The sequence below is a fragment of the Formosa algae genome, assembly GCF_001439665.1.
Classification (GTDB): Bacteria; Bacteroidota; Bacteroidia; order Flavobacteriales; family Flavobacteriaceae; genus Formosa; species Formosa algae.
In genome coordinates, this window is the sequence record NZ_LMAK01000004.1 from 127,255 (window position 1) to 153,601 (window position 26,347).

The 26,347-nt window shown below is 31.9% G+C and carries 23 protein-coding genes; 16 read left to right on the forward strand and 7 right to left on the reverse strand.

Annotation, left to right across the window (positions count from 1 at the left end; translation table 11 throughout):
• Genes AST99_RS01075 through AST99_RS01085 form a run of 3 tightly spaced genes read left to right on the forward strand, consistent with a single transcriptional unit; the run spans position 1 to position 3,419 of the window.
• On the forward strand, positions 1-978 hold the full coding sequence (locus tag AST99_RS01075; protein WP_057778240.1) for a GNAT family N-acetyltransferase: 978 nt from the start codon (positions 1-3) through the stop codon (positions 976-978).
• Positions 975-2,075: a DegT/DnrJ/EryC1/StrS family aminotransferase gene (locus AST99_RS01080; RefSeq protein ID WP_057778241.1), complete on the forward strand. Its 1,101-nt coding sequence runs from the start codon at positions 975-977 to the stop codon at positions 2,073-2,075. The genes AST99_RS01075 and AST99_RS01080 overlap by 4 nt, the downstream gene beginning before the upstream one ends.
• The gene (locus AST99_RS01085; RefSeq protein WP_057778243.1) at positions 2,076-3,419 is read left to right on the forward strand and encodes an O-antigen translocase; all 1,344 of its coding nucleotides are present in this window, start codon (positions 2,076-2,078) and stop codon (positions 3,417-3,419) included.
• Here AST99_RS01085 and AST99_RS01090 read toward each other — a convergent pair.
• Positions 3,416-4,564: a glycosyltransferase family protein gene (locus tag AST99_RS01090; protein ID WP_057778245.1), complete on the reverse strand. Its 1,149-nt coding sequence runs from the start codon at positions 4,562-4,564 to the stop codon at positions 3,416-3,418. The genes AST99_RS01085 and AST99_RS01090 overlap by 4 nt on opposite strands.
• 33 nt (positions 4,565-4,597) lie before the next feature.
• On the opposite strand from AST99_RS01090, the gene AST99_RS01095 reads away from it, so the two are divergent.
• Positions 4,598-5,713: a glycosyltransferase gene (locus AST99_RS01095; RefSeq protein ID WP_069727778.1), complete on the forward strand. Its 1,116-nt coding sequence runs from the start codon at positions 4,598-4,600 to the stop codon at positions 5,711-5,713.
• Entirely contained in the window at positions 5,674-6,108 is a 435-nt protein-coding gene (locus AST99_RS01100; RefSeq protein WP_232301560.1) for a sugar 3,4-ketoisomerase, read from the forward strand. The genes AST99_RS01095 and AST99_RS01100 overlap by 40 nt, the downstream gene beginning before the upstream one ends.
• On the opposite strand, the gene AST99_RS01105 is transcribed toward AST99_RS01100, so the two are convergent.
• The 3 genes from AST99_RS01105 to AST99_RS01115 are packed head-to-tail and all read right to left on the reverse strand — an operon-like array spanning position 6,084 to position 8,549.
• Positions 6,084-7,016 (reverse strand): glycosyltransferase family 2 protein, encoded by a 933-nt coding sequence (locus tag AST99_RS01105; RefSeq protein WP_057778249.1) that lies wholly within the window; start codon positions 7,014-7,016, stop codon positions 6,084-6,086. The two genes, AST99_RS01100 and AST99_RS01105, sit on opposite strands and share 25 nt — an antisense overlap.
• On the reverse strand, positions 7,009-7,863 hold the full coding sequence (locus tag AST99_RS01110) for a glycosyltransferase family 2 protein (protein WP_057778251.1): 855 nt from the start codon (positions 7,861-7,863) through the stop codon (positions 7,009-7,011). The genes AST99_RS01105 and AST99_RS01110 overlap by 8 nt, the downstream gene beginning before the upstream one ends.
• Positions 7,863-8,549 carry a cell division ATP-binding protein FtsE gene (locus AST99_RS01115; RefSeq protein ID WP_057778253.1) on the reverse strand — a complete coding sequence of 229 codons (687 nt, stop codon included), beginning with the start codon at positions 8,547-8,549 and terminating at the stop codon, positions 7,863-7,865. Before AST99_RS01115 ends, AST99_RS01110 begins: the two co-directional genes overlap by 1 nt.
• Positions 8,550-8,731: 182 nt before the next feature.
• Here AST99_RS01115 and AST99_RS01120 point away from each other — a divergent pair, with 182 nt between their 5' ends.
• The 3 genes from AST99_RS01120 (at position 8,732) to AST99_RS01130 (ending at position 14,193) form a co-directional block, all read left to right on the forward strand.
• Positions 8,732-11,749 (forward strand): tetratricopeptide repeat protein, encoded by a 3,018-nt coding sequence (locus tag AST99_RS01120; protein WP_057778255.1) that lies wholly within the window; start codon positions 8,732-8,734, stop codon positions 11,747-11,749.
• A 24-nt stretch (positions 11,750-11,773) separates the two neighbouring features.
• Complete coding sequence (locus AST99_RS01125; protein WP_069727779.1) at positions 11,774-13,516, forward strand: TonB-dependent receptor; 1,743 nt, start codon at positions 11,774-11,776, stop codon at positions 13,514-13,516.
• Between the two features lie 143 nt (positions 13,517-13,659).
• Positions 13,660-14,193, forward strand: a complete 534-nt coding sequence (locus AST99_RS01130; RefSeq protein WP_083495565.1) for a DUF2059 domain-containing protein — start codon at positions 13,660-13,662, stop codon at positions 14,191-14,193.
• Here the strand turns inward: AST99_RS01130 and AST99_RS01135 are convergent.
• Complete coding sequence (locus tag AST99_RS01135) at positions 14,183-14,887, reverse strand: class I SAM-dependent methyltransferase (RefSeq protein WP_057778262.1); 705 nt, start codon at positions 14,885-14,887, stop codon at positions 14,183-14,185. The genes AST99_RS01130 and AST99_RS01135 overlap by 11 nt on opposite strands.
• A gap of 69 nt (positions 14,888-14,956) precedes the next feature.
• Between AST99_RS01135 and AST99_RS01140 the strand changes: the two genes are divergently transcribed.
• A complete protein-coding gene (locus AST99_RS01140; protein ID WP_057778264.1) occupies positions 14,957-15,448 on the forward strand; it encodes a YkgJ family cysteine cluster protein in 492 nt (163 codons plus the stop codon).
• 3 nt (positions 15,449-15,451) lie between these two features.
• The gene (locus tag AST99_RS01145) at positions 15,452-16,348 is read left to right on the forward strand and encodes a hypothetical protein (protein WP_157486272.1); all 897 of its coding nucleotides are present in this window, start codon (positions 15,452-15,454) and stop codon (positions 16,346-16,348) included.
• Between the two features lie 85 nt (positions 16,349-16,433).
• Here the strand turns inward: AST99_RS01145 and AST99_RS01150 are convergent, their stop codons facing one another.
• Complete coding sequence (locus AST99_RS01150; RefSeq protein ID WP_057778270.1) at positions 16,434-17,657, reverse strand: exo-beta-N-acetylmuramidase NamZ family protein; 1,224 nt, start codon at positions 17,655-17,657, stop codon at positions 16,434-16,436.
• 9 nt (positions 17,658-17,666) lie between these two features.
• Here AST99_RS01150 and AST99_RS01155 point away from each other — a divergent pair, with 9 nt between their 5' ends.
• The 3 genes from AST99_RS01155 (at position 17,667) to AST99_RS01165 (ending at position 22,574) form a co-directional block, all read left to right on the forward strand.
• On the forward strand, positions 17,667-18,902 hold the full coding sequence (locus AST99_RS01155) for an ABC transporter permease (protein ID WP_057778367.1): 1,236 nt from the start codon (positions 17,667-17,669) through the stop codon (positions 18,900-18,902).
• 245 nt (positions 18,903-19,147) lie between these two features.
• A complete protein-coding gene (locus AST99_RS01160; protein WP_057778272.1) occupies positions 19,148-19,930 on the forward strand; it encodes a GLPGLI family protein in 783 nt (260 codons plus the stop codon).
• Between the two features lie 13 nt (positions 19,931-19,943).
• The gene (locus AST99_RS01165) at positions 19,944-22,574 is read left to right on the forward strand and encodes a hypothetical protein (RefSeq protein WP_057778275.1); all 2,631 of its coding nucleotides are present in this window, start codon (positions 19,944-19,946) and stop codon (positions 22,572-22,574) included.
• Between the two features lie 21 nt (positions 22,575-22,595).
• On the opposite strand, the gene AST99_RS01170 is transcribed toward AST99_RS01165, so the two are convergent.
• On the reverse strand, positions 22,596-22,991 hold the full coding sequence (locus AST99_RS01170) for a DUF2721 domain-containing protein (RefSeq protein ID WP_057778276.1): 396 nt from the start codon (positions 22,989-22,991) through the stop codon (positions 22,596-22,598).
• 96 nt (positions 22,992-23,087) lie between these two features.
• On the opposite strand from AST99_RS01170, the gene AST99_RS01175 reads away from it, so the two are divergent.
• The 3 genes from AST99_RS01175 (at position 23,088) to AST99_RS01185 (ending at position 26,338) form a co-directional block, all read left to right on the forward strand.
• A complete protein-coding gene (locus AST99_RS01175) occupies positions 23,088-24,362 on the forward strand; it encodes a DUF2851 family protein (RefSeq protein WP_057778278.1) in 1,275 nt (424 codons plus the stop codon).
• 12 nt (positions 24,363-24,374) lie between these two features.
• Positions 24,375-24,602, forward strand: coding sequence for a PspC domain-containing protein (locus AST99_RS01180; protein ID WP_057778280.1), 228 nt, complete (start codon positions 24,375-24,377; stop codon positions 24,600-24,602).
• Positions 24,603-24,715: 113 nt separating this feature from the next.
• On the forward strand, positions 24,716-26,338 hold the full coding sequence (locus AST99_RS01185; protein WP_057778282.1) for an alanine/glycine:cation symporter family protein: 1,623 nt from the start codon (positions 24,716-24,718) through the stop codon (positions 26,336-26,338).
• Positions 26,339-26,347 lie beyond the last annotated feature (9 nt).

Here is a 26,347-nt window from a genome sequence, read left to right on the forward strand (position 1 = left end):
ATGAATCAGTTTAAAGTAGAGCGCTATAACGATACCCATTTTGAGCTTTGGAACACTTTTGTGTCTAAAACCAAAAATGGAACGTTTTTATTTCATAGAGATTTTATGGAGTATCATAAAGATCGTTTTAAAGATTACTCTTTATTGGTGTTTAAAAAGAATAGATTGATTGCGCTTTTACCTGCCAATGTTAAAGATAATGTGTTGTATTCACATCAGGGTTTAACTTATGGCGGATTGTTAATTGAACCTGCTACTAAATTTCAAATGGTTTTCGATTGTTTTAAAACCATCATGCATTGGTTGTCTGTAGCAGGTATTAGTACTTTTAATTTAAAAGTGTTGCCCGCTATATATTCGCCTGTTCCAAACGACGAGTTATTGTACCTTATGTTTGCAATGAATGCTAATTTATACCGAAGAGATTCTTTAGCAGTTATTAATTTACAGTCGCCAGTGGCGTTTTCAAAAAGTAGATTGGAAGGTTGTAAACGTGCCGAAAAACATAAACTAATTATTAAAGAAGAGCATACCTTTGACGCTTTTTGGAACACTATTTTAATTCCTAATTTATCAAATAAACATAAAGCTTCACCTGTACACAGTTTAGAAGAAATAACATATCTTAAATCTAAATTTCCTGAAAACATACGTCAGTTTAATGTTTATCACGACGATCAACTTGTGGCAGGAACCACGGTTTTTGTTACAGATTATGTTGCACATTCACAATATATTTCGGGGAATGCGTCTAAAAATGAATTAGGGAGTTTAGATGTTCTACATGCGCATTTAATTCAAAATGTATTTAATAAACAGTTGTATTTTGATTTTGGAACATCGAATGAGAATGCTGGAAAACAAATTAATACAGGGCTGCAATTCTGGAAAGAAGGTTTTGGGGCACGAACAGGTGTACAAGACTTCTATAGTTTAGAAACAAAGCAATACAAAGCTTTAGAATCTGTTTTAATATGATTAAATTTTTAGACTTACATAAAATAAACGCACGTTTTCATCCGGAGTTTCAGACTAGATTTCAGCAGTTTTTGGATTCTGGATATTATATTTTAGGAAAAGGAGTGTCGACTTTTGAAGAAGAGTTTTCTGCCTTTTGTGGCACTAAGTATGCAGTTGGTGTTGGTAATGGCTTAGATGCAATTACACTTATATTAAAAGGTTATATAGCTTTAGGGAAACTGCAAGAAAACGATGAAGTGTTGGTGCCTGCGAATACATATATTGCTAGCGTGCTAGGCATTCTTCAAGCAGGATTACAACCAGTTTTGGTAGAGCCAGATTTAGATACCTATAATATATGTGTTTCCGATTTAAATACAAAAATAACAACAAAAACCAAAGCCGTTTTAGTGGTGCATTTATATGGTCAATTGGCCAATATGGATGCTGTACAACATGTCGCTAATCAGCATAATTTATTAATTATAGAAGATGCCGCTCAAGCTCACGGCGCAGTATATAAAGATGGCAGAACGGCTGGGAATTTAGGAGACGCTGCAGCATTTAGTTTTTATCCGAGTAAAAATTTAGGAGCTTTAGGAGATGGAGGTGCGGTTACTACAAACCATTTAGACTTAGCGAATACCATTAAAAAGCTCCGTAATTACGGTACAAAATCTAAATATGTAAATGAACTTGCTGGATGTAATTCCAGATTAGACGAAATACAGGCTTTATTTTTAAGTGTTAAATTACACCAACTCAATGCAGATAATGACGTTCGTCGAAAAATTGCAAATCGGTACCTATCAAATATTGAAAATAATAAAATAATATTACCTTTATACACAGGGTCTAAGTCACATGTGTTTCATTTATTTGTTGTGAGAGTAAACAATAGAGACAATTTTACATCCTATTTGCTTAAACATCAAATAGAAACTCTAAATCATTATCCTATCCCTCCACATAAACAAGAAGCTTTATTAGGTTTTAATCATTTAAAGCTCCCAATAACAGAGCAAATCCATAATACAATTGTAAGTTTGCCCATAAGTCCGGTTATGAAAACACATGAAGTGGATTATTTAATTAATGTCTTAAACGCTTATTAATTGAGAAAATTAATAGATTACATAAATAATAATGTTTTAATTAAAGTTGCCTCTTTAAATTCGGCATCTGTGATTACAAAAATCGTGACCGGATTCTTAACGTCCAAAGCGATTGCCATTTTTATTGGTGCAGAAGGTTTGGCTTTAATTGGAAATTTAAGAAACTTAGTGAGTTCTATGCAAGCCTTTGCTGTTTTAGGCATGTATAATGGTATTGTAAAGTATATTGCAGAATTTAAAAATAATACAGTAGAGCTTAGTAAAACCTTATCCACAGCTTTTTATCTGGGTTTTATTTCAACTATAATAGTCGCATTTCTTTGTTATTTTAATGCCGAGTATATAAATACACTCATTTTTCCCACGTATAACGATTACGCTTATGTAATTCGGATTATGGCAATTGCTCTTCCGTTTTACTCTATGAATATGTTTGCGTTTTCTATAATGAACGGGTTTTCTAAATATAAAATGCTGCTAATAATTAATATTATTGGTCAGATTTTAGGCGCTTCAATTACCTTAATTTTAATTTACCAAAACAGAATAGATGGGGCATTAATATCTATTGTGATTGCAGAATCTATTATATTTTTAATCACATTGGTAGGTGTTGTTAATCAGCGTAGTTTAATTCCTTTAATTCGTTCCAGTCAGGTTAATTTTACCAATATTAAAAATCTGAGTTCGTATTCTATAATGGCGCTCTTTTCGGCTTTAATACTACCGCTAGTAGCTATTTCTATTCGGACGTACATTATCGATAATATAGGGTATAAAGATGCTGGATTTTGGGAGGCGATGACTAGGATTTCAAAATATTATTTAATGTTTGTGAGCTCGTTAATGTCACTTTATATTTTACCTCGTTTTTCTGAAATTGACAATAATAAAGAGTTTAGAGAAGAGGTTTTTGGATTCTATAAAACAATTATTCCTGTCTTTGGATTAGGACTATTGGTTATCTTTTTACTCCGAAGATTTATTGTGGCTATTGTCTTTACAGATGAGTTTAAACCTGTAGAAGATCTTTTCTTATGGCAGCTTTTAGGAGATTTTATAAAAGTGCTTTCTATCGTGATTTCTTATCAGTTTTTAGCTAAAAAAATGTTTTGGCATTATATTATTACTGAAGCATTTTCTGTAATGATATTGTATTTAACAAGTATTTATTTCATCGATTTATACGGTGTTAAAGGAGCTACAATTGCGCACTTTGTTACCTATGTGATGTATTATGGTATTATACTGCTTATTTTTAGTTCGTCTTTATTTGGTGTAATAGGAGAAACAGAAATACTTAAAGACAAATATGAAGATGACGAAAATGAAGAAGAAGATTAAGCGTTTTTAACTTTTGTCCATAAGTCTAAATAATGTTTAGCAGAATCTATATAATAATGTTCAGATTCTATAAAACGGCGTGCGTTTTTAGATATTGTTTCTATGGTTTTTGGATTTAAAATAAGCCATTCTAAAGTTTTAACTAAGTATTCTACATTCGGTAATGCATTAATCGCAACGGTGTTTTCTTTAACATTATAATAGCTTAACCAGTCTTGTTCGGCACCCGTAAATACCACTTTTCCTTTTGCCATAGCTTCTAGAGCATTAAACCCTTGGTCGTAGGCATAAACCTGATCTAATACAATATGTGCCTTATTAAAAGTGTTTATGTATTCGTGATATGGTAGGTTTGTAACAGTTAGGATTTCAACTTTGTCTGGATGTTTCTTTTGAATAATTTCTAAAGCCTCAGTAAAGAAATTATTTCCTTTTTTGTAATATTTAGATGCATTTACACCATGAAATATTACAATTTTATTAGAAGAATCGACTTCAGAATATTTTAATGTGTCGGTATTGATAGGGTTAGGGGCAAGCCCTAAGTATTTCGGATTATGTTCTAGCGGAATATGGTAATCTAAATCTGATGCAATTATGCCTTTTACATTTTTGTAGATGTACTGATGTAAATCTTTGTATGCTTTTGTAGAAAATTTTAAGGCGTAATAGTATGATTTTTTTGATTCTCTATTTTCAAAATATGGAGTTAAAATAGAATATTTAAACTTTTTGTTTAAGGCGTAATTTACACTGGTGTAATCGGTGCCACAGGATAATAAAAAGACATTTTTGTTGTGGCTAAAAATATATTCTAATAATTTTTTTTCTACTTTAGGAATGGTTTTAAAAGCATTTTCGTTAATCAGCTGTACCACATCGTAATGGGTTAGCTGTGATGTATAAGATTGGAATTGCTTTTGTATATTACGTGAAACAAGGTCTAATTTAAAAAGTTTAAAGATTACCTGTTTTAAAAATTTAGAACGTCCTGTTTGATAGTACTCTTGTAATTTTATATCGACCGGATAATCTTTAAAATCATCTCCAAATCCAATTATAGTAACATGATGGCCTAATTTTTCTAAACCTTCCTTTAAAGAATTATGAAGTCGGCTGTATTCCCCTATTAATAAGATTTTCATTTAGTATATTTGATCGATTTAAACCATTAAGTATTGCAAAGTAACAATAAAAAGATTTGTATTGTGGCATCCTCTTTAGGAAAAGGTGGAGCAGAACGTTCGTCGGCTCAATTGTCGATTATGTTACAGAATTTGGGTTACGACGTCCATGTTGTAATTGTTTTAAATCACGTTGATTTTGAATTTAAAGGTACACTTTTAAACTTAGGTGTTTTAAAAGATAAGGATGATTCTTCTTTAGGGAGGTTGCAGCGCTTACAAGTTTTTAGAAGGTATTTAAAAACACATAGTTTCGATCTTATTATAGACGGAAGATCTCGGGTGGAAGCACTTCGAGAATTTTTAATATCTAAATGGGTCTATGCCGGAATTCCTGTAGTTTATGTGCTACATTGTTACCAGATTTCTAAAGCCTTTACGCCTTATGCGTGGTTAAATTCTTATTTATATAAAAATGAACATATGGTTGCCGTGTCAGAATCTGCAGCAAAACATTGTAAAAAAGTATTAGGATTACATCATGTGCAATATATATACAATGGCTTTGATTTTGAAACGCTAAATTTAAATGCAAATGCATTACAAGAAAACAATTTAGGTATTGAAAATTATATTATATTCTTTGGAAGAATTCATGAGGAACCTAAAAATTTGAAATTATTATTAAATGCTTACAAACAATCTATTTTAATAGCAAAAAATGTAAAGTTATTAATAGTTGGAGATGGTCCTGATTTAAAAAGCATTCAAGATTATGTAGTGAAATTAAATTTGATAGATCACGTCATATTTAAAGGCTTTACAATAAATCCCTATCCTTATGTGAAGTATGCACGTTTCACCATGTTAACAAGTAGGCATGAGGGGTTTCCAATGGTTATTCCTGAAGCATTAGGATTGGGAACACCTGTAATATCTGTCGACTGTAAATCTGGGCCAAGTGAAGTTATTACAACTGGTGAAAATGGGTTGTTAGTCGAGAACTTTAATGTTAAGGCAATATCTCAAGCAATGAATAGTTTAATTTTAGATGAAACTTTATACCAAACCTGTAAATCTAATGCAAAAGAAAGTGTAGCACGATTTTCGGTTAAAAACATAACAAACGATTGGAAACAACTACTAGACAAAATATTATTTCAACAGTAAACGATTTACAGCGCATAGAAATTCCAAAGATTAAAGATGCACGCGGAAATCTGGCTGTTATTGAAAAAGAATGTATTCCGTTTGAGATTAAGCGCGTTTACTACCTCTACGATGTGCCCAGTGATGCCTTTAGAGGTGGTCATGCTCATAAGACGTTATATCAGTTTTTAATTCCCGTTAGTGGGAGTTTTGAAGTTCGAGTTAAAGACGGTTGTAATGAGCGTTTAATTACCATGAATAAACCAGACAAAGGCTTATTAATAGTACCAGGTATTTGGCGTGAAATTGAAAATTTTTCGTCTGGATCAGTTTGTTTGGTGCTAGCTTCAGCAGAATTTAATGAAGATGATTATATCAGGGATTTTGAAGATTATTTGTCTTTTAAAGGCATATAATAAAGCTTTTGCCCTTTCAAAGATTTTATTTTCAAAAGTGTTTTTAAGAGCCAAGGAGAGCAGTGTAGCAAAATCCTTTTTCCTAAAGGCAAGTTCTTTAAGTCTATAGCTTTCTTATAAAAATAATATGTGGTTTTATAGCCATTTAATCTGCTTAAAATAGCTAAAGAGTATCTGTTTCTGTCAACAAATGCTTTCAAATCGGTATTTAAAGCTTCTTCAATATTATACTTGTCGTATTTTGGTTTTGTATTCGGATTAAAAGAGGTATTTGATAAGCTATCATTAATGTATCTATAATGAACTAACACTTTATTTAAAAATACAACTTGGTAGTGCATACCAATCCGAATCCACATATCAGTGTCCTGACCCGATTTAATAGAAGTGTCATACCAACCGACAGTATCAATAATTTCCTTCTTGAATATCGTGCTAGAGCTAGTTAATAAGGTGTAGCTATTTAAACTACTTTTAAAGTAATCTCTGATTTTTATAATCTCAGAGTCTTTGAAATTGTAAGAGACGGGAACTGTTTTTTTTGTATAAGTGTTTGCAATGGCACAGGCAAATACATTTGCATTAGAATGAGATTTTATCATTTCGACCATTTGTTTTAAATAGTCTGATAACCAAATATCATCACCATCTAGGAGGGCTATGTAATCTGTTTTAGCTTCTTTAATTCCTCGATTTCTAGCTGCAGATGCTCCTAAATTACTTTGGTTAAAGATGCGTATTCTAGGGTCTTTAATTTGATGTAATACATTTAAACTATTGTCCGTTGACCCATCATTAACTACTACGATTTCAAAATTTTTGTAAGATTGATTAATCACAGATTCGAGAGTGGCTTTTAAATGACGCTCTTTATTATATACAGAAATAATAATTGATAATTTAATCATTTTTTTTGTTTAAAACGCATATATAACCAAATCTATAAAAATCAAAAATCCATAATTTAGGTTTGGGAGTAAGTAAATTTTTAAGTAAAAGAGGTTTTAACATCTTAAAGGTAAATATTGTTAAGTTTAATAATTTTACCCTTTCTATTCTAGAATAAAATAATAGAAATTTGTGTTCTTGAGTAGAGATTTTTTTTGCTTTATATAAGATAGTTAAATTAAACATAGCTTGTTCTGTTTTCCTTATAAAAGTAGTAGCATCGTCATCTGGAAAGTGAATAACTGGATTTTCAATCTTAAGAATGTCAATGTTATTTTTTTTTAGACTATTAAATAAAAGAGTGTCTTCACAGCCGTAAGTCTTGATACTTTCGTCAAAAGGATGTTTTTCAAAAACAGATTTTTTAATTAAAAAATTTGAAGAACAAAGAGATCTTGATTCTCTGTGTTTTGTGTAAATCCAACGTAATATATATGGCTTATCTGGAATTGAATCAGTAAATGTCATGCCTCCATTAACAACGTCGTTCAAGGAATTTAAATATTGTTGGATAAAAGTTGTTTTTTTGGGAAATGTGCCAGAATCTATAAAAAGAAGTGAATCAAACTTAGCATTTTTAGCGAGTAAGTTTCTTATAGCACTTCTGCCTATATTTTGAGAAAAGGCTTTATATGTACAGTTTTTAATTTGGTTTATGTCATTATTTATTACATTACAATCAGAATTGGAACCATCGTCATAAACTAAAATTTCAAAATTAATATTACATTCAACACATTGTTTTTTTAGCTCTTTTACTAATGGAACGCTATTGTAATTATATGTTGGAATTAATATAGATAGCATTATTCACTCTTACGTTGTACCACCTCGAAAAGTTGATTGTTATCGCACTTTAAGGTTTTACTTGGGTATTTTAAAAGTAAAGCATAATCGTGAGTAGCCATTAAAATAGTATTTCCATTTTTATTAATATCCTGAAGCACCTTCATAACTTCTAAACTGGTTTGCGGATCTAAATTCCCAGTTGGCTCATCTGCAAGAATTAATTCGGGATCGTTAAGTAAGGCTCGTGCAATGGCCACACGTTGTTGTTCTCCGCCAGAAAGTTCGTGAGGGAATTTAAAGCCTTTGGTTTTCATACCTACTTTCTCTAAGACTTCATCTATACGGGTTTTCATGGCAGATTTGTCTTTCCAACCTGTAGCTTTTAAAACAAAACGTAAATTTTCATTAATATTTCTATCAACTAAAAGTTTAAAATCCTGAAACACTACACCCAATTTGCGTCTTAAAAACGGAATTTCTTTTTCTTTTAATGCTCGCAAATCAAAGTCAACAATACTTCCTTCGCCTTGTGTGAGCTGTAAGTCGCCATACAAAGTTTTCATAAAACTACTCTTTCCCGTACCGGTTTTTCCAATTAGATATACAAAATCGCCTTTGAAAACTTCAACGTTTACATTAGAAAGCACTAGACTTTCGCCTTGAAATATAGAAACATCTTTTAAGTGGAGTACAGTTTGCGGCATAATATCAGATCGATTTTTTAGAGATGTAAATGTATCATTTTATAATAACTTAAAAAATAGAGATAGATTGCTTTTTATTTAAAATATTTTAAAATTTGTAATATAAATGAATAATATTTGAATTAATTTTCGTTAAAGGATAGAGATTAAATTATCTTTGATTTAAATAAAACTTAAGGTTAATGACTAGAAGTAAGATTGTATTATTTTTATTAGCAATTGTGGTGTGTAGTAAGATGCTCGCACAACAAACCGCGATTTATACAAACGATCAGGCCGAATACTTAAAAGCACTGTCTTTATACAATAGTAAACAGTATTTAGCAGCGCAAAATATATTTACGAGCATACAAAAAAAGACTAAGGAAGAAGTGATGCAGTCTGAGTGTGCGTATTATATTGCAAGTGCGGCTATTCGTTTAAATCAGATTAAAGCAGACGATTTGGTTGAAGAATTTGTAGAAGAATTTCCTACAAGTCCTAAACGTAACTCTGCATATATAGACGTTGCAGATTTCTATTTTAAAGGTGGAAAATATGCGCGTGCAAAAAAATGGTACGACCGTGTAGATGAGCGCTCATTAACAGATTTAGAAAAAGACAGATATTATTTCAATAAAGGGTATACGGCATTTGTAACTAAAAATTATAAAAACGCCAGAACGTATTTAAATAAAGTAGAGAATTCTGCTACTTATGGCGCACAAGCGAAATACTATATTGGCTATATGGCTTACCAAAGTGACGATGTTAAGCAAGCAAATCAGTATTTCGATCAGGTTAAAGATCAAGAGAAGTACAAAGAAAAAATGTCTTACTATAAGGCCGATTTAAATTTTAAATTAGGAAATTTTCCACAAGCAATTGCTTTAGCCGAAGAGCAAATTCCGTATAGCAGTAGAGAAGAAGAGTCTGAGTTAAATAAAATTATTGGTGAGAGTTATTTTAACTTGGGACAGTACGATCAGGCTATTCCGTATTTATCTTTATACGAAGGTAAAAGAGGAAAATGGAGTAATACAGATTACTATTTATTAGGATATGCGTATTATAAGCAAGCAGATTACGAGAGTGCTATTTCCGAGTTTAGTAAAATTATTAGTGGCGATAATAGCGTCGCACAAAATGCATACTATCATTTAGGTGAAAGTTATATTCATTTAAATAAAAAAACAGAAGCTTTAAATGCCTTTAGAAATGCTTCTCAAATGGATTTTGAACCTAAAATTCAAGAAGACGCTTACTATAACTATGCTAAAATTAGTTATGAAACCGGTAACCCTTACGAGTCTGTACCTACTGTATTATCTAGTTATTTAACAAAATATCCAGAAACAGCTAATCGTACAGAAATTGAAGGATTATTAGTAGACTCTTATATTACATCTAAAAACTATAAAGAAGCTTTAAAAATATTAGAAGGTAAAAAAGACGCAGCCAGTAAAGAAGCTTACCAAAAAGTAGCTTTTTATAGAGGATTAGAATTATTAGAAGATGAAAATTATAAAGATGCTATTGGTTTTTTCGATAAAGCTGTAAAGTCACAAATAAATCCAGAATACACTGCTCGTGCAAGTTTTTGGAAAGGAGAGTGTAATTATAACCTAAATAATTATAGTGAATCTGTGTTAGACTTTAAAACGTTTAAACAATTTCCAACATCAGATAATGAAGAAAGTCGTGTGGTAGATTATAACTTAGGTTATGCTTATTTTAAACAAAAAGAATACACTCAGGCTACAGAACATTTCAGTGCATTTACTTCTAATTTCACCGAAGATCAGACAAAGCTTAATGATGCATATTTACGTTTAGGCGATAGTTATTTTGTAAGTAGCAATTACGATAGTGCTATTAAAGCCTACGATTCTGCAATAGCGTTAAATAAGATTGAAACAGACTATGCCGCCTTTCAAAAAGCGATTAGTTATGGTTATGTTGGAAACTCCAAAACTAAAGTTTCAGAATTAGAACGTTTTTTAGATGACTATCCAAAATCTAAATTACGAGATGATGCAATGTATGAATTAGGAAATTCGTACACCAAAACAAATCAGAATGATAGAGCCGTGGCTATGTATAATAGATTAGGCTCAGAATATAGAATGAGTTCTTTAGCACCAAAAGCGATGCTTCGTGAAGGATTAATTTTTTATAACGATAATAAAAATGAAGGGGCTTTAGCTATTTTTAAAACTGTAGCTGCAAATTATCCTGGTACGCCAGAAGCTATTCAGGCAGTATCTACAGCGCGTTTAATTTATATAGATATGGGAGAAGTTGATACCTACGCGAGTTGGGTTGAAACTTTAGATTATGTTCGTGTTACAGATGCCGATTTAGATAACTCGACATATGAAGCCGCTGAGAAAAAATATCTTGATAATAATACAGACGAAGCTATTAAACAATTTAACGGCTACTTAAATCAATTTAAAACAGGTCTTCATACCAATCAAGCGCATTTTTATCTTGCTCAATTATATTATAAAAAAGGATTAAAAGCTAACGCAGTGCCACATTATAAATATGTTGTAGATGCTCCAAGAAGTGAATTTTCTGAAGAAGCTTTAATGCGATTGTCTCAAAGTTATTTAGATGGTAAAAACTGGATAGATGCCATTCCTGTCTTAGAACGTTTAGAGACAGAAGCAGCTTTTCCTCAGAACGTCGTTTTTGCACAATCTAACTTAATGAAAGCAAATTATCAGTTAAGTAAGTACAAAAGTGCAGTGAGTTATGCAGATAAAGTATTAGCAAATACATCTATAGATAATAAAATAAAGAGTGATGCTCACATTATTATTGCCAGATCTGCGTTTAGTTCTAACGACTTGGTTTTAGCAAAAGAGGCATACGAAGAAGTAAGTAAAGTGGCTACAGGAGAAACTGCTGCTGAAGCTTTGTTTTATAATGCCTATTTTAAACATAAAGATGGCGAATATGAAGATTCTAATATTGCCGTTCAGCGTTTAGCAAAAGACTACTCAAGCTACAAATATTTTAGTGCAAAAGGTTTAGTTATTATGGCTATGAATTATAAAGAATTAGGAGATGCATTTCAAGCGACATACATTTTAGAAAGTGTGATTGAAAATTTCAAATCTTATAACGATGTTATTTCAGAAGCGAATAAGCAATTAACCGAAATTAAGAAGGAGCAAGCGAAAACCAATTCTTCAGTTCAAACCCAAAACTAAACACGTCATAAATCTACTTATATCATGTATAAGACATTTCAATATATATTAACACCTCTAGTTTTTCTACTTTGTGCGACCGTAATGTATTCGCAAGAGAAAGACACCATACAGACAGATGTTATTAACGTCGTTAAACCTTACACGCCAACAATTTCTGATGCGTTTAAAGTGAAAACGATACCAACAACAGACGATAATGCGACCTCTACAAAGAAACCTGTAGATTATAACATATTATCTGTGCCTGTAGCTTCAACATTTATTCCTACTAAAGGAAAAGCAGCTTTGGTAGAACGTGAAAAACCAGAATTATACTATGAAAATTACTTCACTTTAGGTTATGGATCTTACGGGAATTTAGTTTCAGAATTATACGTGACTAAAGAGTTTAATCGTATTGGTTCTTTTGGAGCTAGATTAACGCAAGAGATGTCGGATGGCGGAATTGACGATAAAATCTTAGATAATTCTTTCACCAATACAAATGTAGAATTAGAATACATTAAAAGACAACGAGACATTACTTGGAGTGTAAAAGGAGGTCTAGAACGCCAGAAATACAATTGGTACGGTATAGAAAATCGCTACGAAAATGCGACGAACGATAATGAACAAGTGGGACATAATTACTACGATTTATATGCTATTGGAGATGTGGCTTTCGATTATACTTATGTAAAATCTGCGAGTGTAACACTTAGACGTTTTTATGATGAATTTGAGTCTGGTGAGAACCATTTAAACTTTAAAGGACGCGTAGACTTGCCTATTGTAGATCAAGAAATAACAACTAACGTAAGATTAGAGTATTTAAACGGGCATGCAGGAGAAAGTTATTTTCAGAGCATAGATGCTCCAGAATATGGGAACTTATTATTTGGAGTGTCTCCAGCGTATCAATTGCGACGAGATAATTTAACTTTAAATATTGGAGCATCTGCATACTATATGTTGGGTATAAATGATACAGAAAGTAATTTATATTTATATCCAAACATTACAGGGTCGTTTAGAATTGTAGACGATGTTGTTATTGCTTATGGAGGACTAACCGGAGATGTTGAGCAAAACTCTTACCGTAAATTTAGTCAGGCAAACCAATTTTTATCGCCTACAATTAGCGTAAGACCTACAGATAATAGTTTTAATGCCTATTTAGGGATGTTAGGAAAGTTTACTAACGATATTGGTTATAACGTTAAATTAGGATACACCTCTGAGAGAGACAAGGCTTTATTTAGAAAAAACGCTTTCCCAGCAAGTGGAACAAGTATGAATGGTTCTCATGTTTACGGTTATGGAAACTCATTTACAGTTGTGTATGATAATATAAAAACCATTCAGGCTTTAGTGGAATTAAATGTTGAGATGAATCGCAACTTGAAAATGGGGCTTAGAGCAGAATACATGAATTACCAAAGCGAATTAGAAGATGAAGCTTGGAATTTACCAAATATTAAGGCGTCTGTTTTTGGTGATTATTTGTCTGATAATAAATGGTTCGCAGGAGCAAAAATATTTTATGTAGGCGAGCGTAAAGATCAAAATGTATTAACCGGAGATAATGTAACAACTCCAGAATCTACTATAAGTATTGATGGTTATGTAGATGTAAATGTTAATGCGGGATATAATATTAGTAACAGGTTTACAGTGTTTTTAAACTTAAACAATGTTACTGGAGATAGTTATGAACGTTGGAGTAATTACAACGTACAAGGCTTTCAAATATTAGGAGGCGCAACTTATAAATTCGATTTTTAAACGAATAACTAACAGTTTAAAAAAGCATTCTTCGGGATGCTTTTTTTGTTTTTATAGTAGCGAGTAGCACTTTTTAAAAGTTAAGTTTCCCGTTTTTTAGTATCTTTATTATGTTAAAAACCATCTAACCAAATTCAACCCTTATGAAATCTGTTTTGTCCCTATGTATAGGTTTACTTATAAATCTAACGGTGTTTTCGCAGTCAGAAGTATACGTTGCAGAAGCAACTCAGTGTCTTAATGTTACAGGAATGTCTGCACATTACGAATCTATTTTCGAAACTTGTTTTAAACAAATGCAGGATCAATATAATAAATTAGATATCCCTTCAGAAACTTGGGCAGAGTTTAAATCTGTAAAACCAGAAGCCTTAGCCAATGTAAATAATAGACTAGTAGCTGTGTATTCAGATTATTTTACGCTTGAAGATGTACAAAAAATGAATGCCTTATACCGTTCCTCTGCAGGACAAACCATGATTAAAAATCCGAATGCATTAACCAAAAAAGATAAAAAGGAAATAGATCGTTTTTATAAATCTGACACTGGAAAAAAAGTGGTAAATTCTCAATCTGGAATGAATGAGAAAATGCAAGTCATATCAGATTTTTGGTGCGGAGAAATGTATAAACAAGTTAACGACAAGTTAGAAGCCAAAGGCTATACTATTCGCTAAGCGTTAGTTTGGCTAAATAATCAAAATGTTCGCCTTCTAGTATGTTTTCGCAGTGTAAACCTACTGTTAGGCAAGCGGTTTTTAAGGTGTTAAAATCTAAATACAACCACGTTAAAGGTGCTTCTTTTTGACCTTTATAACTTAAAAAATAATCAAGTTCGCCATAGTAATTCGCATTGGTATCAATCCATAAACCGCCATCTTCATCTTCGTACATATATTGGATGTCTGAAGAATCAATTAAAATTTGGCCGTTAGGTTTCAGAAGTGATTTTAGATGCGATAAATATTTGGTAACATAGCTTAATTTTTGGAAGATTCCTGTACCATTCATCAGCAATAAAATCGTGTCAAACTGTGCAGTTTCATCTAAGATAGAAGCCACTTTAGCCTTATCTAAACCACGAGCTTTACATACAGCAATAGCGCCCTCAGAAATATCGATAGATTTCACAGCAAATCCCTTGTCTTGAAGGTATAAACTATGTCCGCCAGCACCACAACCAACATCTAACACATGCCCTTTTGCTAACTTTAAAGCCTTTTGTTCCAGTTTAGGCATGTCTTTAAATGTTCTAAATAAATAGGGGAGCGGCAAGGAATCTTCATCAGATATGTTTGTAGATGTGATGAGGTCTTGGGTGTAATTTCCGTTTTGGTAATCTAAAAGTGCTTGTCCTAAAAGGTCTTTCATAATAAGGTGTGTAGATTTTCTTAGTAATCTAAAAAGGATTTATTTCAATTAAATCGTATTTTTGTGTTTATGCAAGACCTATTAAATAATCTGCCTAAAGAGGCCAAAGATAAGCATAACGAGAATACCACCTTTTTTAAAAAACTAAAAAAGAAGCCGCCAAAGCAATTAGATTATATTATGCAAGAATTGCATGAGGCTGAATTTAACCGCACAGATTGTTTGGAGTGTGCAAATTGTTGTAAAACTACAGGACCTTTGTTTACCGATAAAGATGTAGAGCGTATCTCTAAGCATTTTAAGATGAAACCGCAGCGCTTTATTGACCAATTTTTACGTGTAGATGAAGAGAATGATTATGTTTTGCAAAGTGTGCCGTGTACGTTTTTAGGTGCAGATAATTATTGTTCTATTTATGATGTGAGGCCCAAAGCATGTCGTGAATTTCCGCATACAGACAGAAAAAAGTTTCAACAAATTTCAAATCTGACGTTAAAGAATGTAGCCATTTGCCCAGCGGCATTTAATATTGTTGAAGCCATGAAAAAACGCATTAAATAAATTATGAATAAGTTTCTAACATGTATAATATTGTGCCTAACGTTTACCTTGAGTTCTGCGCAAGAGTGGATGACTAATTTAGAGGTTGCAGAACGGCTTGCTCTGGCACAAAATAAAATGTTAGTTGTGGTTTGGGAAGATACCTATTATAACGGTGTTGCTGCGACGGTAAACAATGTTGAGAAACAGGAAGTATTTATAGAAAATATGTTTTCTAAACCCGTTTTAGATAGCTTAATGTGGGAGCATTTTGTTCCAGTTATACTTAGTGAGGATAACTATTCTAGTCTTTTTGAAAAAATAAAAAATAAGAGGTCTGCAAAATATATCAATACATTTAACGATGACAGTTTAAAGATAATGGATGCTAATGGTAACATCTTAAACCTGTCTAACGGGGATTATATTTTAAACCTCTCTGAGTTTATTTATAAGTATAGTATAGATACGTCTTTTTTAAAATCTGAAATACAAAATTATAAAGACGATAACGATTTTTACTCATCGGTTTATTTGGCATCAAAATATATGGATTTTGCCTATTTCTCTTCAAATAGTATTCGTCCCGAACTTGTAGATTTAGCTTTAATTTATTTAGACGAAGCTTCCGATTTTTTTAAAGAAGAAACCTTAGACAATAAGGAAACGTTAAATCAGCGTCTTGAGTTATTAGACATTCAAAAATATATACTTCTAAAAGAACCTAAAAAAGCACTTAGAAAACTGAATAAAATTAAAACATCTGAAGTCGAAAAAGCAAATGTTAATTTACGTTCTTTTTTATATTTAGCGGCTTATACACTCTTACAAGATCAAGTTAATATGGCTATTTGGGAGCCGAAGGTTTTGTTATGGGATAAGAAAAAAATGCAGAGTTTAATGTCTTCACAGTATAATTAAGTGGGGTGAACTATTCGAATCTACAGCACGAATAAGTCAGGTAGTCACTTATGAAGATGCACTATGTTTTAATTCAGTATTAAAATTAATTATACAATATATATTTCTTGCGCATTTTCTTATAGGCATCTAAACCTGTTTTCCAAGATTGTTTAATTTCGGTAACACTTAAATTGCCTTCAATTTGTTTCTGAAGTTTTTTAGATCCTGCTAGCTTGGTAAAAAAAGAATTAAAGAATTCTGTTTTGTTTTCTGTCGCTTGATACGCTTTCATTAAATAAGCTAAATTAAGCTGATGTAATTGTTTTTCTTCGGTTAAATCTACGCCGTAACACACCTTGCCTTCGTGCTTAGGATGCTTTGATCCTGAATTTGGTTTTGGTGTATAACTAAAAGGTTGGTCTTTTAAAAAAGGCGATCCATACACCTGAAATTGTGTGTCTGTTCCACGCCCCGCATTTACATTTGTACCTTCAAAAAAACATAAACTTGGATACAAATTTATTGATTGACTGTTTGGTAAATTAGGCGATGGTTTTATTGGTAACTCATAAAAGGTATCGTGGGTATAATGCTCCATTTCAATGATGGTTAAATCGCACTGTACGCCGTTTAATAACCAATTTTGTCCGTTTATCATTTGTGCGTATTCTCCAATGGTCATACCATGAACAATAGGTACAGGATGCATACCCACAAAGCTTTTGTGTTCCATTTCTAAAATTGGACCATCAATATAATGTCCGTTTGGATTTGGTCTGTCTAAAATAAGAACAGGAATACCATGTTCTGCAGCGGCTTCCATAATATAGTGCAAGGTCGAAATGTAAGTGTAAAATCGTGCGCCAACATCTTGAATATCGAAAATTAAAAGCTCTATGTTTTTAAGCTGATCTGTTGTTGGTTTTTTGTTAGACCCGTAAAGCGAAACTATAGGTAACTTTGTTTTGGTATCTATGCCGTCTTTAACCACTTCTCCCGCATCTGCAGTGCCACGGAAACCGTGTTCAGGCGAAAATACTTTAGTGACCTCTACATTCAATTGCAATAAAGAGTCTACCAAATGGCTAAAAGTGTTGTCAGTTTTAAATATAACCGAAGTCTGATTGGCCACAACACCTATTTTTTTTCCTTCTAAAAGTGGCAGATATACGTCGGTTCTGTTAGCTCCAACAATAATAGTGCTGTCATTTTTTAGAACAACATGGGCTTCATTTAAATTTTTAGGAGACGACATTGCGCGACAACCAAAAGAAATCATGATGAAAACCAATAATAAAACTGTATTTTTGAGGACATTTAAATGCATACCAATAATTTGAATTACGAATTTTTTTTAGCTAAACGCATAATAGGCAGTAAAGCCTATAAAAGTAGTGTTTCGGCACCAATAATAAAAATTGGAATCGCGGCAATTGCAATTGGAATTGTGGTCATGATGATTGCCATTGCAACGGGAATTGGCTTGCAGCAAAAGATTCGCGATAAAGTTGTTGCTTTTAATGGGCACATAACTATTTCTAATTTTGATGGGAATAATTCTCAAGAAAGTGTTGTGCCAATTTCTACACAACAAGATTTTTATCCAGAATTTAAAGACATAGATGGGATTAACCATATACAAGCTGTGGCAACAAAATTTGGAGTGATAAGAACCGCTACAGATTTTGAAGGTGTGGTTGTAAAAGGTGTAGGTAAAGATTTTACTTGGAGATACTTTAAAGACTTTTTAATAGAAGGACGCTTACCAGATTTTACACAAGACAGAAATGAGGATGTTTTAATGTCGCAGTTTATTGCTAATAAAATGGGATTTAAATTAGGCGATAAATTCAATACCTATTTCATTAAAGACGATACCAATAAACCCCCAAGTATAATTACATATTCTATAGTTGGGATTTATAATTCCGGTTTTCAAGAGTTTGATGCGTCTTATATTATTGGAGATATTAGACACATACAGCGATTAAATAAATGGGAAGCCACACAAGTTGGCGATTTTGAAGTGTTTATAGATGATTTTGATCGCGTTCAGGAAATTGGAACCGAAGTTTATAAAAACACACCACCTACATTAAATACACAAACTATAGTTGATAAATTTTACTCCATTTTCGAGTGGATTAAAATTTTCGATAATAATATCTATGCCATTATCGGTATTATGATTCTAGTTGCAGGAATTAATATGATTACTGCCTTATTAGTACTTATTTTAGAACGTACACAAATGATTGGCGTTCTAAAAGCTCTAGGAAGTAATAATTGGAGTGTTAGAAAACTGTTCTTATTTAACGCCTCTTATTTAATTATACTTGGATTGTTTTGGGGGAATGTTATCGGACTTGGATTGTTGTTTGCTCAGAAATATTTGAAACTCTTTCCGTTAGACCCGAGTATTTATTATGTTACCGAAGCTCCCGTCTACATAAATCTTAATTATATTATCGCGTTAAATATTGGGACATTTGTATTGTGTTTAGTGATGCTTTTAGTACCATCTTACATAATTACCAAAATATCTCCGGTAAAAGCGATGCGTTTCGAGTAGGTTTTCAGTGTAATACTATTCATTTTTAAATTTTCAAAGCCTTAGGTTTCTAAGAGCTTTATAAAGTCTATTGCGGTTTTCCCGTAAAGCAAAATTATAATTACTTCTTTTTTCCGTAAAACTCACATTTCTTTAACAAAAATGAATACACTATTTATTTAAATTTAAACGATTGTAAGTAAAATCTTAGGTTGTAAAGAGACTTAGTGTAGTGTTTTGCATATATCTTCAAACGTTTAAATAGTATGAAACATTTATTTTTAATATTAACTGTCTTATGGGGTTCAAATAGTATATCCCAAAATGGACTAGTAACTTATGGGCACAAGCAAAGTATGGGGATGGGAGGGCCTATAGGGATAGATTATAATGCGGCGTTACAATTTAATACAACCTGTTCGCTATATATATTTGCGCAAGATGCTTTAGAAGGCGGATCTGTAAATAAAACAGAAACTATCCGTAAGAATAAAAATAAAGTGTTCGTTAAACAAAAATTTAGCTTGCCCGAAGGGTTTCAATATTATACAGATCGTAAGACACAAACCCTAATGTCTAGAGATTTGGGGCTTGTCTATGTTAAAGAACAAATTCCAGAAATTCATTGGAAAATCTCTGATGACACGAAAACCATAGGTAATTTTAATTGTATAAAAGCTACGGCTGCGTTTCGAGGTAGAGCGTATACGGCGTGGTTTACAACTGAAATTCCACTGCCTTACGGACCATGGAAACTTCAAGGTTTGCCAGGTTTAATTTTGGAAGCTTACGACACAAACAAAGAAGTCTATTTTTATTTTAAGTCTATTAAATATCCGCTGGATACCAAAACCAGCATACAAGCCCCAGATCCGAAAACAGAACAAAAAGATTGGATATCATTTGCAGAGTACAAACAGGGATTAATTGAAGCTCATAACAGAGCAATTGAAAATGGTAGGATGTTTATGGAAGACTTCGATGCAGAAGAAAACGCAGAAGAAAAAACAATGGCAGATTCTTATATAGAGGTGTTTGATGAAAACTAAAACCAAAACCTAAATGGGTAAATTTTTGGTATTATTATTTCTAACAATTTGGGGTAGCCATGTAACAGCGCAAACTATAAAAGTTCAAGGTGTTTTAAGGTCTACTAAAAACGTAGTTATACCCAATACATCAGTGATTATATACCTTAATAATACTATTGTTGCTTTTGGGTATTCTAATGATATTGGAATATACCAAACAGAATTTGATTTAAAAAAATCAGAATCTAAAACATTAAAACTAGTTGCAAACGGTTTAGGATTCGAGCAACAAGAAAAAACAATTGGATTAGGGAAGGATACCGAATTTAAAGTCGATTTTATTTTAAAAGAGAAATTAGAAGACCTTAACGAAGTGGTTTTAGAGGCTTGGGAGAAAATTTCCGTAAAAACAGATACCATTATTTATAAAGTTTCAGCGTTCCAAGATGGTTCGGAACAAGTTCTAGAAGATTTACTCAAAAACATTCCCGGAATTGAAATTGCATCAGATGGGAATATAAAAGTAAATGGTAAAAATATTGATAAATTACTTATTGAGGGTGATGATTTGTTTGATGATAAATATAAGTTACTTACTAAAAACTTAGATGCCAATGTTATCAATGAAGTGGAGGTTCTTAATAATTTTGAAGATAATCCGGTTCTAAAAAGTTTTCAAGATTCTGAAAAAGTCGCACTCAACCTAAAGTTAAAAGCGGAGAAGAAAAACGTATGGTTTGGAAATGTAGATGTGGGATTTGGTGTTGAAAATCATTTTAATAGTAGTGCAAATATAGGATTACTTAAAAAGAAAGTTAAAGTTCTTAATTTAATTAATGGTAATACTATTGGTACTACAGCAACCTCTCAAGTTAAACCTAGCGAAACTATTAATATATCTAGTGCCAACATAGATAAAAAAATAGAAAAGCGGAATACTGAAATTGTAAAAGTAGATAATGTGTCTAGTACGAACTTCTCTAACAATGCAGATGTGTTTAATACCTCGTTTTTAAATTCACTTAGTTTTGTTACCAGTTTATCAGATCACACAAAATTAAGGAGTCATACCTATTTTACATTTGATGAAATAGAAAAACAAAATTTAAATCTTACCGAATATTTCATTTCACCAGAATCTATTACATTTTCAGAACAAAATAATATTAAGATTAAAGATATATCTTTTGCGACAGAATTAGAATTGAAGCATTTCTCTAAAAATGAAACGTATTATACGTACGATTTCGCTTTTGAAAATAACCCAACACAAACTAGAAATCATGTATTGTTTAATACAGAACGGATTTCTCAAGTTCAGGATGATGAAAAGTATAATCTGTTCAATCATTTAAATGTCACTAAAAAATTATCTGACCAAATATTATGGTTAACCTATGGGTATTTGGGCATCAATAAAACAAATCAATCCTTAAGTGTTTTTCCAAATGTTTTGAGTGATGTTTTTAATAATGATGATAATACTCAAATCAATCAAAAAAGCGAAACACCTTTAACATACTATGGTTTAATTTCTGAAATAATTGCAAAGCATAATGCGTCTGAATATGGCGTTGAGTTTTCTGCAACTGTAGATAAAGATGATATTGAAAGCGCATTTAGGTTTGATAATGCGCCTATAATAGATAGTTTAAGTAATAATACAAGCTATAGAAATACAAAATTTGAAGCTACTTTAAAATATAATTATACCATTTCTAAGCTGTTAAAGTTGAGTAGCTCATTACGGTTTTCTCAAAATTATTTAGAGCTGAATACTGCTAAACAACAATTCTTTTTTGTAAACCCGAAAATTAGGTTACACACTAAAAAAACAAAAATCGGAAATTTTGGAGTGAGTTATAATTATAAAAGTGATTTGCCAAATTCCAGATATTTAACCGAAGATTATATATTAAAAAACTACAGAACATTTACTAAAGGTACAGCTGAAATTCAGCAAATAAACAACCATAATTTTGGATTTTATTACACGTTTAATAATTATAAAAAACAGTTTTTAATTAATTCAATGGTTATGCATAGTTTTTCTGATAGGGGATATGGTTTAAACAGTCAGGTTACAGAACAAAGTAATTTTAGTACCTATACGGTTATAGATGGAGGAAGATTTACAAATTATAATTTAAGCATAACAAAATATCTTTCGCCGCTTTCCAGTACTTTAAAAATAAGTACAAATCACAATTGGACAAATACTCCAATTATTATTAATACTATAATAAGTCCAACTATTAATTATTCTGCGAACTATAGGTTACAAGGGACAACCTATTTTAAATTACCAATCAATTTTAAATTCGGATTCCAATATAATTATGCTAAAGGTGAATTCGATTCACAAATAACTACAAATCATTATTACGAAAGCAATGTAGATGCTACTTTAAGATTTTCAGATGTATGGTTATGTAAATTCGAGAATATCTACTATTCAATTAATCATAACACCTATTGGTTCTCTAATTTCAATGTGAATTATACGCCAGAAAATAGTCGGTGGTCATATCGTTTGTCTGCTAATAATCTATTAAATGTTAAGGCGTTTCAGAATGTTTATGTTTCAGAATTTCAAAGAAATGAAACGCGTATTGATATTTTACCTTTGTATGTACTTCTAAATGTAAAATATCGGTTTTAATAAAATTGGTGTTTTATGGAATTAACTATTCTCAATATCACTAATATGGTGTTCTAGGGCTTTTACAGAAATCTGTATTTCCATAATAAGTAATGCTAACGATATAATTAATAAAATTAAGGCGAATCCAAATACCCAAATGGCTATAAATTGCTGATTAATGTAAATTAAAAACATAGTCAGAACGCAAAGTAGCAAACTAGAAATCCCTGCAATTTGCATAGAACGCGTTAAATAAAGGCGTTTTTTTATATTCTTTATTTGTTTAATATAACGTTCGTCTCGTTTTTCTAAATACTTTGCATGCAAATCGCGTACAACAGCAGCATAAGCTAAAAAGCGATTGGTGTAGGCTAACATAATTAAAGATATTGCGGAAAATAATAGGGCTGGAGTCGTTAGCGTTAATTCGTTCATATTAAAGTTTTTTTTACAAATTTAATAACTTCAACGGTCTTAATATAATTAGTAAGAGAAATTTGGAGATTTTGCAACGGAATTCTATCTTTAGCTATGCAAGAAGATTTTTTACATTATTTGTGGAAATATAAAAAGTTCGATACGAGTAAGTTACGAACCGTTCTTGGTGAGTCTATACAGCTGCTTCAAGTTGGGGAGCATAACCTTAACTCTGGTCCAGATTTTTTTAATGCGCAACTTAAAATAGAAGATCAGTTATGGGCTGGGAATGTAGAGATTCATATAAAGTCTTCAGATTGGTATGTGCATCATCACGAAATAGATCCCGCTTACGATAATGTTATTCTTCATGTGGTTTGGGAACACGATATAGATATCTTTAGAAAAGACAATTCAGTCATTCCAACGTTAATATTACAAGATCAGGTCGCCAAAACGGCATTACACGGGTATCATCAATTGTTTTCAAAGTCACAAAAATGGATCAATTGTGAACAAGATTTTGCTTCGGTAGATGATTTTGTACTTCAGAATTGGCTAGAACGTTTATTTTTTGAACGTTTAGAACGTAAATCGAACGCTATTCAGGAGCTTTTATCTACGTCTAAAAACGATTGGGAAGCGGTGCTTTTTAAATTACTCGCTAAAAATTTTGGTTTAAAGGTAAATGCCGATGCTTTTTTTAGTCTAGCAAACGCTATAGATTTTAAAATTATTAGAAAAATTCAGAACAAAGAACAAGAGCTAGAAGCATTACTGTTTGGACAAAGTGGTTTGTTGGAAACAAATGTAGAAGACGAGTATTATAAAACGCTTCAAAAAGACTATCAGTTTTTAAAGCAAAAATTTAGTTTAATTCAGGAACACGTGGTACCACTTCAGTTTTTTAGATTGCGTCCACCTAATTTTCCAACCATAAGATTGTCTCAATTGGCACAAGTTTATGTGAAGAATAATAATTTTTTTTCAAAAATTATTGAAGCAAATACCAAACAGGAATTTTACGATATGTTTAAAGTGACTACTTCAAGTTATTGGAATACGCATTATACATTTCAGAAATCTTCAAAGTTTTTAGTAAAGTCTACTTCTAATAATTTTATTGATTTGTTAATTATAAATACAATTATACCTATAAAATTTAGTTATTCTAAAATTTCTAGTCAGATAAATACCGAAGATTTAATTGCGTTAATAAACGAGTTAGATCCAGAGCACAATACGGTCATTAAAAAGTTCGAATCTTTAAAACCAATTTCCAAATCCGCTTTGCAAACTCAAGGACTAATCCAGTTAAAAAACGAATACTGTAATTATAAAAAATGCTTGCAATGTGCTATAGGAAATACCATTTTAAACCGATTTTAGCTATATTGCGACATGAAATTTTTTTATAAGATTTTACTTTACTTTCAGAAACGCGGTTTTTACGTGTGTCAACGTATCGCAGATCGTATTGGATTAAGAGCTAAAGTGGTAAGAACATCTTTTATATATCTTACTTTCGTGACAGTTGGTTTTGGATTTGCGTTGTATTTATTTTTAGCTTTTTGGATTAGAATAAAGGATATGTTATATACCAAACGTACTTCTGTTTTCGATCTTTAGAGTTTGATTTGTTTCTTTGAGTAAAATATATTTTTTTAAAATAATTTTTTTTAGCAACTTGTAACACTTAACTGGGGTTCCCACCCAAAAATATTAACTAACATAAAACAATTATGAAGAAGTATCTTCTATCAATTACTACCTTATTATTACCCATATTAACTTTCGCACAACAAACTACATCAGAAAAAATTGATGTCATCTTTAAAGAATATACAGGATGGTTTGTAGATGCGATTTTTTATGAAATACCATTTACAGATACATTCCAATTACCTTGGGTGTTAATTGTATTAGTAGGAGGAGCTGTTTACTTTACTATATATTTTAAATTTATAAATTTTACTGGTTTTAGAATTGCTTTAGATGTGGTTCAAGATAAATACCACGATATTGAAAAGCACGGTGCAGATACTTTATATGGTGACGTAACGCCTAATGAAGACGAAAATATTATCGAAACCTTAAGAGATGATAGTGCAGACGGAGAAGTTTCGCACTTTCAGGCTTTAACTGCAGCCTTGTCTGCTACAGTAGGTTTAGGAAATATAGCCGGAGTTGCTGTTGCCTTATCTATTGGTGGGCCAGGAGCAACCTTCTGGATGATTATTGCAGGACTTTTAGGAATGGCTTCTAAATTTGCAGAATGTACATTAGGTGTAAAATACCGTGATGTAGGTGAAGATGGAACGGTTTACGGAGGTCCGATGTACTACTTGAAAAAAGGACTTAAAGAAAAAGGGTTTGGCGGCTTAGGAAAAGTATTAGCTGTTATTTTTGCCATTTTTGTTATTGGTGGTTCTTTTGGTGGTGGTAACATGTTTCAGGCCAACCAAGCAGCTGCTCAGTTTGTGAAATTAGCAGGTATTGAAGGCTCTAACGGAGGTTTATACTTCGGATTAGTTATGGCGGCTATTGTAGCTGTAGTTATTATTGGAGGTATTAAACGTATTGCTTCTGTAACAGAAAAAATTGTACCATTTATGGCTGGTATTTATGTTTTAGCCTCTTTAATTATTTTAGGTGCTAATTACAGTCATATTGGAGATGCCTTTGCTTTAATATACGAAGGTGCTTTTTCTGGTTTAGGAATTGCTGGTGGTTTAGTAGGAGTTATGATTCAAGGGGTACGTCGTGGGGCATTCTCTAATGAAGCTGGTGTAGGTTCTGCTGCTATTGCGCATTCTGCAGTACGTACAATCTATCCTGCGAGTGAAGGTATTGTAGCTTTATTAGAACCTTTTGTAGATACCGTTGTAATTTGTACAATGACTGCTTTAGTAATTATCATTACAAATTTTGATGGGCAATTTATGGAATACGGAGTGCCAATCTCTGAAGGTGTAGAATTAACCGCTACAGCTTTCGATAGTGTAATTCCTCACTTTTCAATTGTATTAACGATTGCTGTAATTTTATTCGCATTCTCTACCATGATTTCTTGGTCGTATTATGGAATGCAAGGTTGGGTTTACCTTTTCGGAAAAGGAAAAATTACAGATTTAGTGTATAAAGTATTATTCTTGTTTTTCGTAGTAGTAGGAGCTTCTATTAGTTTAGGTGCGGTTATCGATTTCTCTGATGCCATGATCTTTGCAATGGTAGTGCCAAACATTATTGGTGTGGTATTGCTTACGCCAGTGGTTAAACGCGAATTAAATAGATATATGACTGCTATCTCTAAGAAAGATGATGCTATAGAAGAAGGTGCTACAGATTATACAGAGCATATGTAATATAAAATA

Excerpts from the sequence above, each read along its gene's own strand:
- AST99_RS01140 (WP_057778264.1), top strand. The coding sequence starts at position 14,957 with ATGCAAGACCTATTAAATAATCTGCCTAAAGAGGCCAAAGATAAGCAT.
- AST99_RS01075 (WP_057778240.1), top strand. The coding sequence starts at position 1 with ATGAATCAGTTTAAAGTAGAGCGCTATAACGATACCCATTTTGAGCTT.
- AST99_RS01115 (WP_057778253.1), bottom strand. The coding sequence starts at position 8,549 with ATGCCGCAAACTGTACTCCACTTAAAAGATGTTTCTATATTTCAAGGC.
- AST99_RS01135 (WP_057778262.1), bottom strand. The coding sequence starts at position 14,887 with ATGAAAGACCTTTTAGGACAAGCACTTTTAGATTACCAAAACGGAAAT.
- AST99_RS01160 (WP_057778272.1), top strand. The coding sequence starts at position 19,148 with ATGAAACATTTATTTTTAATATTAACTGTCTTATGGGGTTCAAATAGT.
- AST99_RS01105 (WP_057778249.1), bottom strand. The coding sequence starts at position 7,016 with ATGATTAAATTATCAATTATTATTTCTGTATATAATAAAGAGCGTCAT.
- AST99_RS01090 (WP_057778245.1), bottom strand. The coding sequence starts at position 4,564 with ATGAAAATCTTATTAATAGGGGAATACAGCCGACTTCATAATTCTTTA.
- AST99_RS01180 (WP_057778280.1), top strand. The coding sequence starts at position 24,375 with ATGAAATTTTTTTATAAGATTTTACTTTACTTTCAGAAACGCGGTTTT.
- AST99_RS01110 (WP_057778251.1), bottom strand. The coding sequence starts at position 7,863 with ATGCTATCTATATTAATTCCAACATATAATTACAATAGCGTTCCATTA.
- AST99_RS01170 (WP_057778276.1), bottom strand. The coding sequence starts at position 22,991 with ATGAACGAATTAACGCTAACGACTCCAGCCCTATTATTTTCCGCAATA.
- AST99_RS01185 (WP_057778282.1), top strand. The coding sequence starts at position 24,716 with ATGAAGAAGTATCTTCTATCAATTACTACCTTATTATTACCCATATTA.
- AST99_RS01130 (WP_083495565.1), top strand. The coding sequence starts at position 13,660 with ATGAAATCTGTTTTGTCCCTATGTATAGGTTTACTTATAAATCTAACG.
- AST99_RS01165 (WP_057778275.1), top strand. The coding sequence starts at position 19,944 with ATGGGTAAATTTTTGGTATTATTATTTCTAACAATTTGGGGTAGCCAT.
- AST99_RS01175 (WP_057778278.1), top strand. The coding sequence starts at position 23,088 with ATGCAAGAAGATTTTTTACATTATTTGTGGAAATATAAAAAGTTCGAT.
- AST99_RS01120 (WP_057778255.1), top strand. The coding sequence starts at position 8,732 with ATGACTAGAAGTAAGATTGTATTATTTTTATTAGCAATTGTGGTGTGT.
- AST99_RS01080 (WP_057778241.1), top strand. The coding sequence starts at position 975 with ATGATTAAATTTTTAGACTTACATAAAATAAACGCACGTTTTCATCCG.
- AST99_RS01145 (WP_157486272.1), top strand. The coding sequence starts at position 15,452 with ATGAATAAGTTTCTAACATGTATAATATTGTGCCTAACGTTTACCTTG.
- AST99_RS01125 (WP_069727779.1), top strand. The coding sequence starts at position 11,774 with ATGTATAAGACATTTCAATATATATTAACACCTCTAGTTTTTCTACTT.
- AST99_RS01150 (WP_057778270.1), bottom strand. The coding sequence starts at position 17,657 with ATGCATTTAAATGTCCTCAAAAATACAGTTTTATTATTGGTTTTCATC.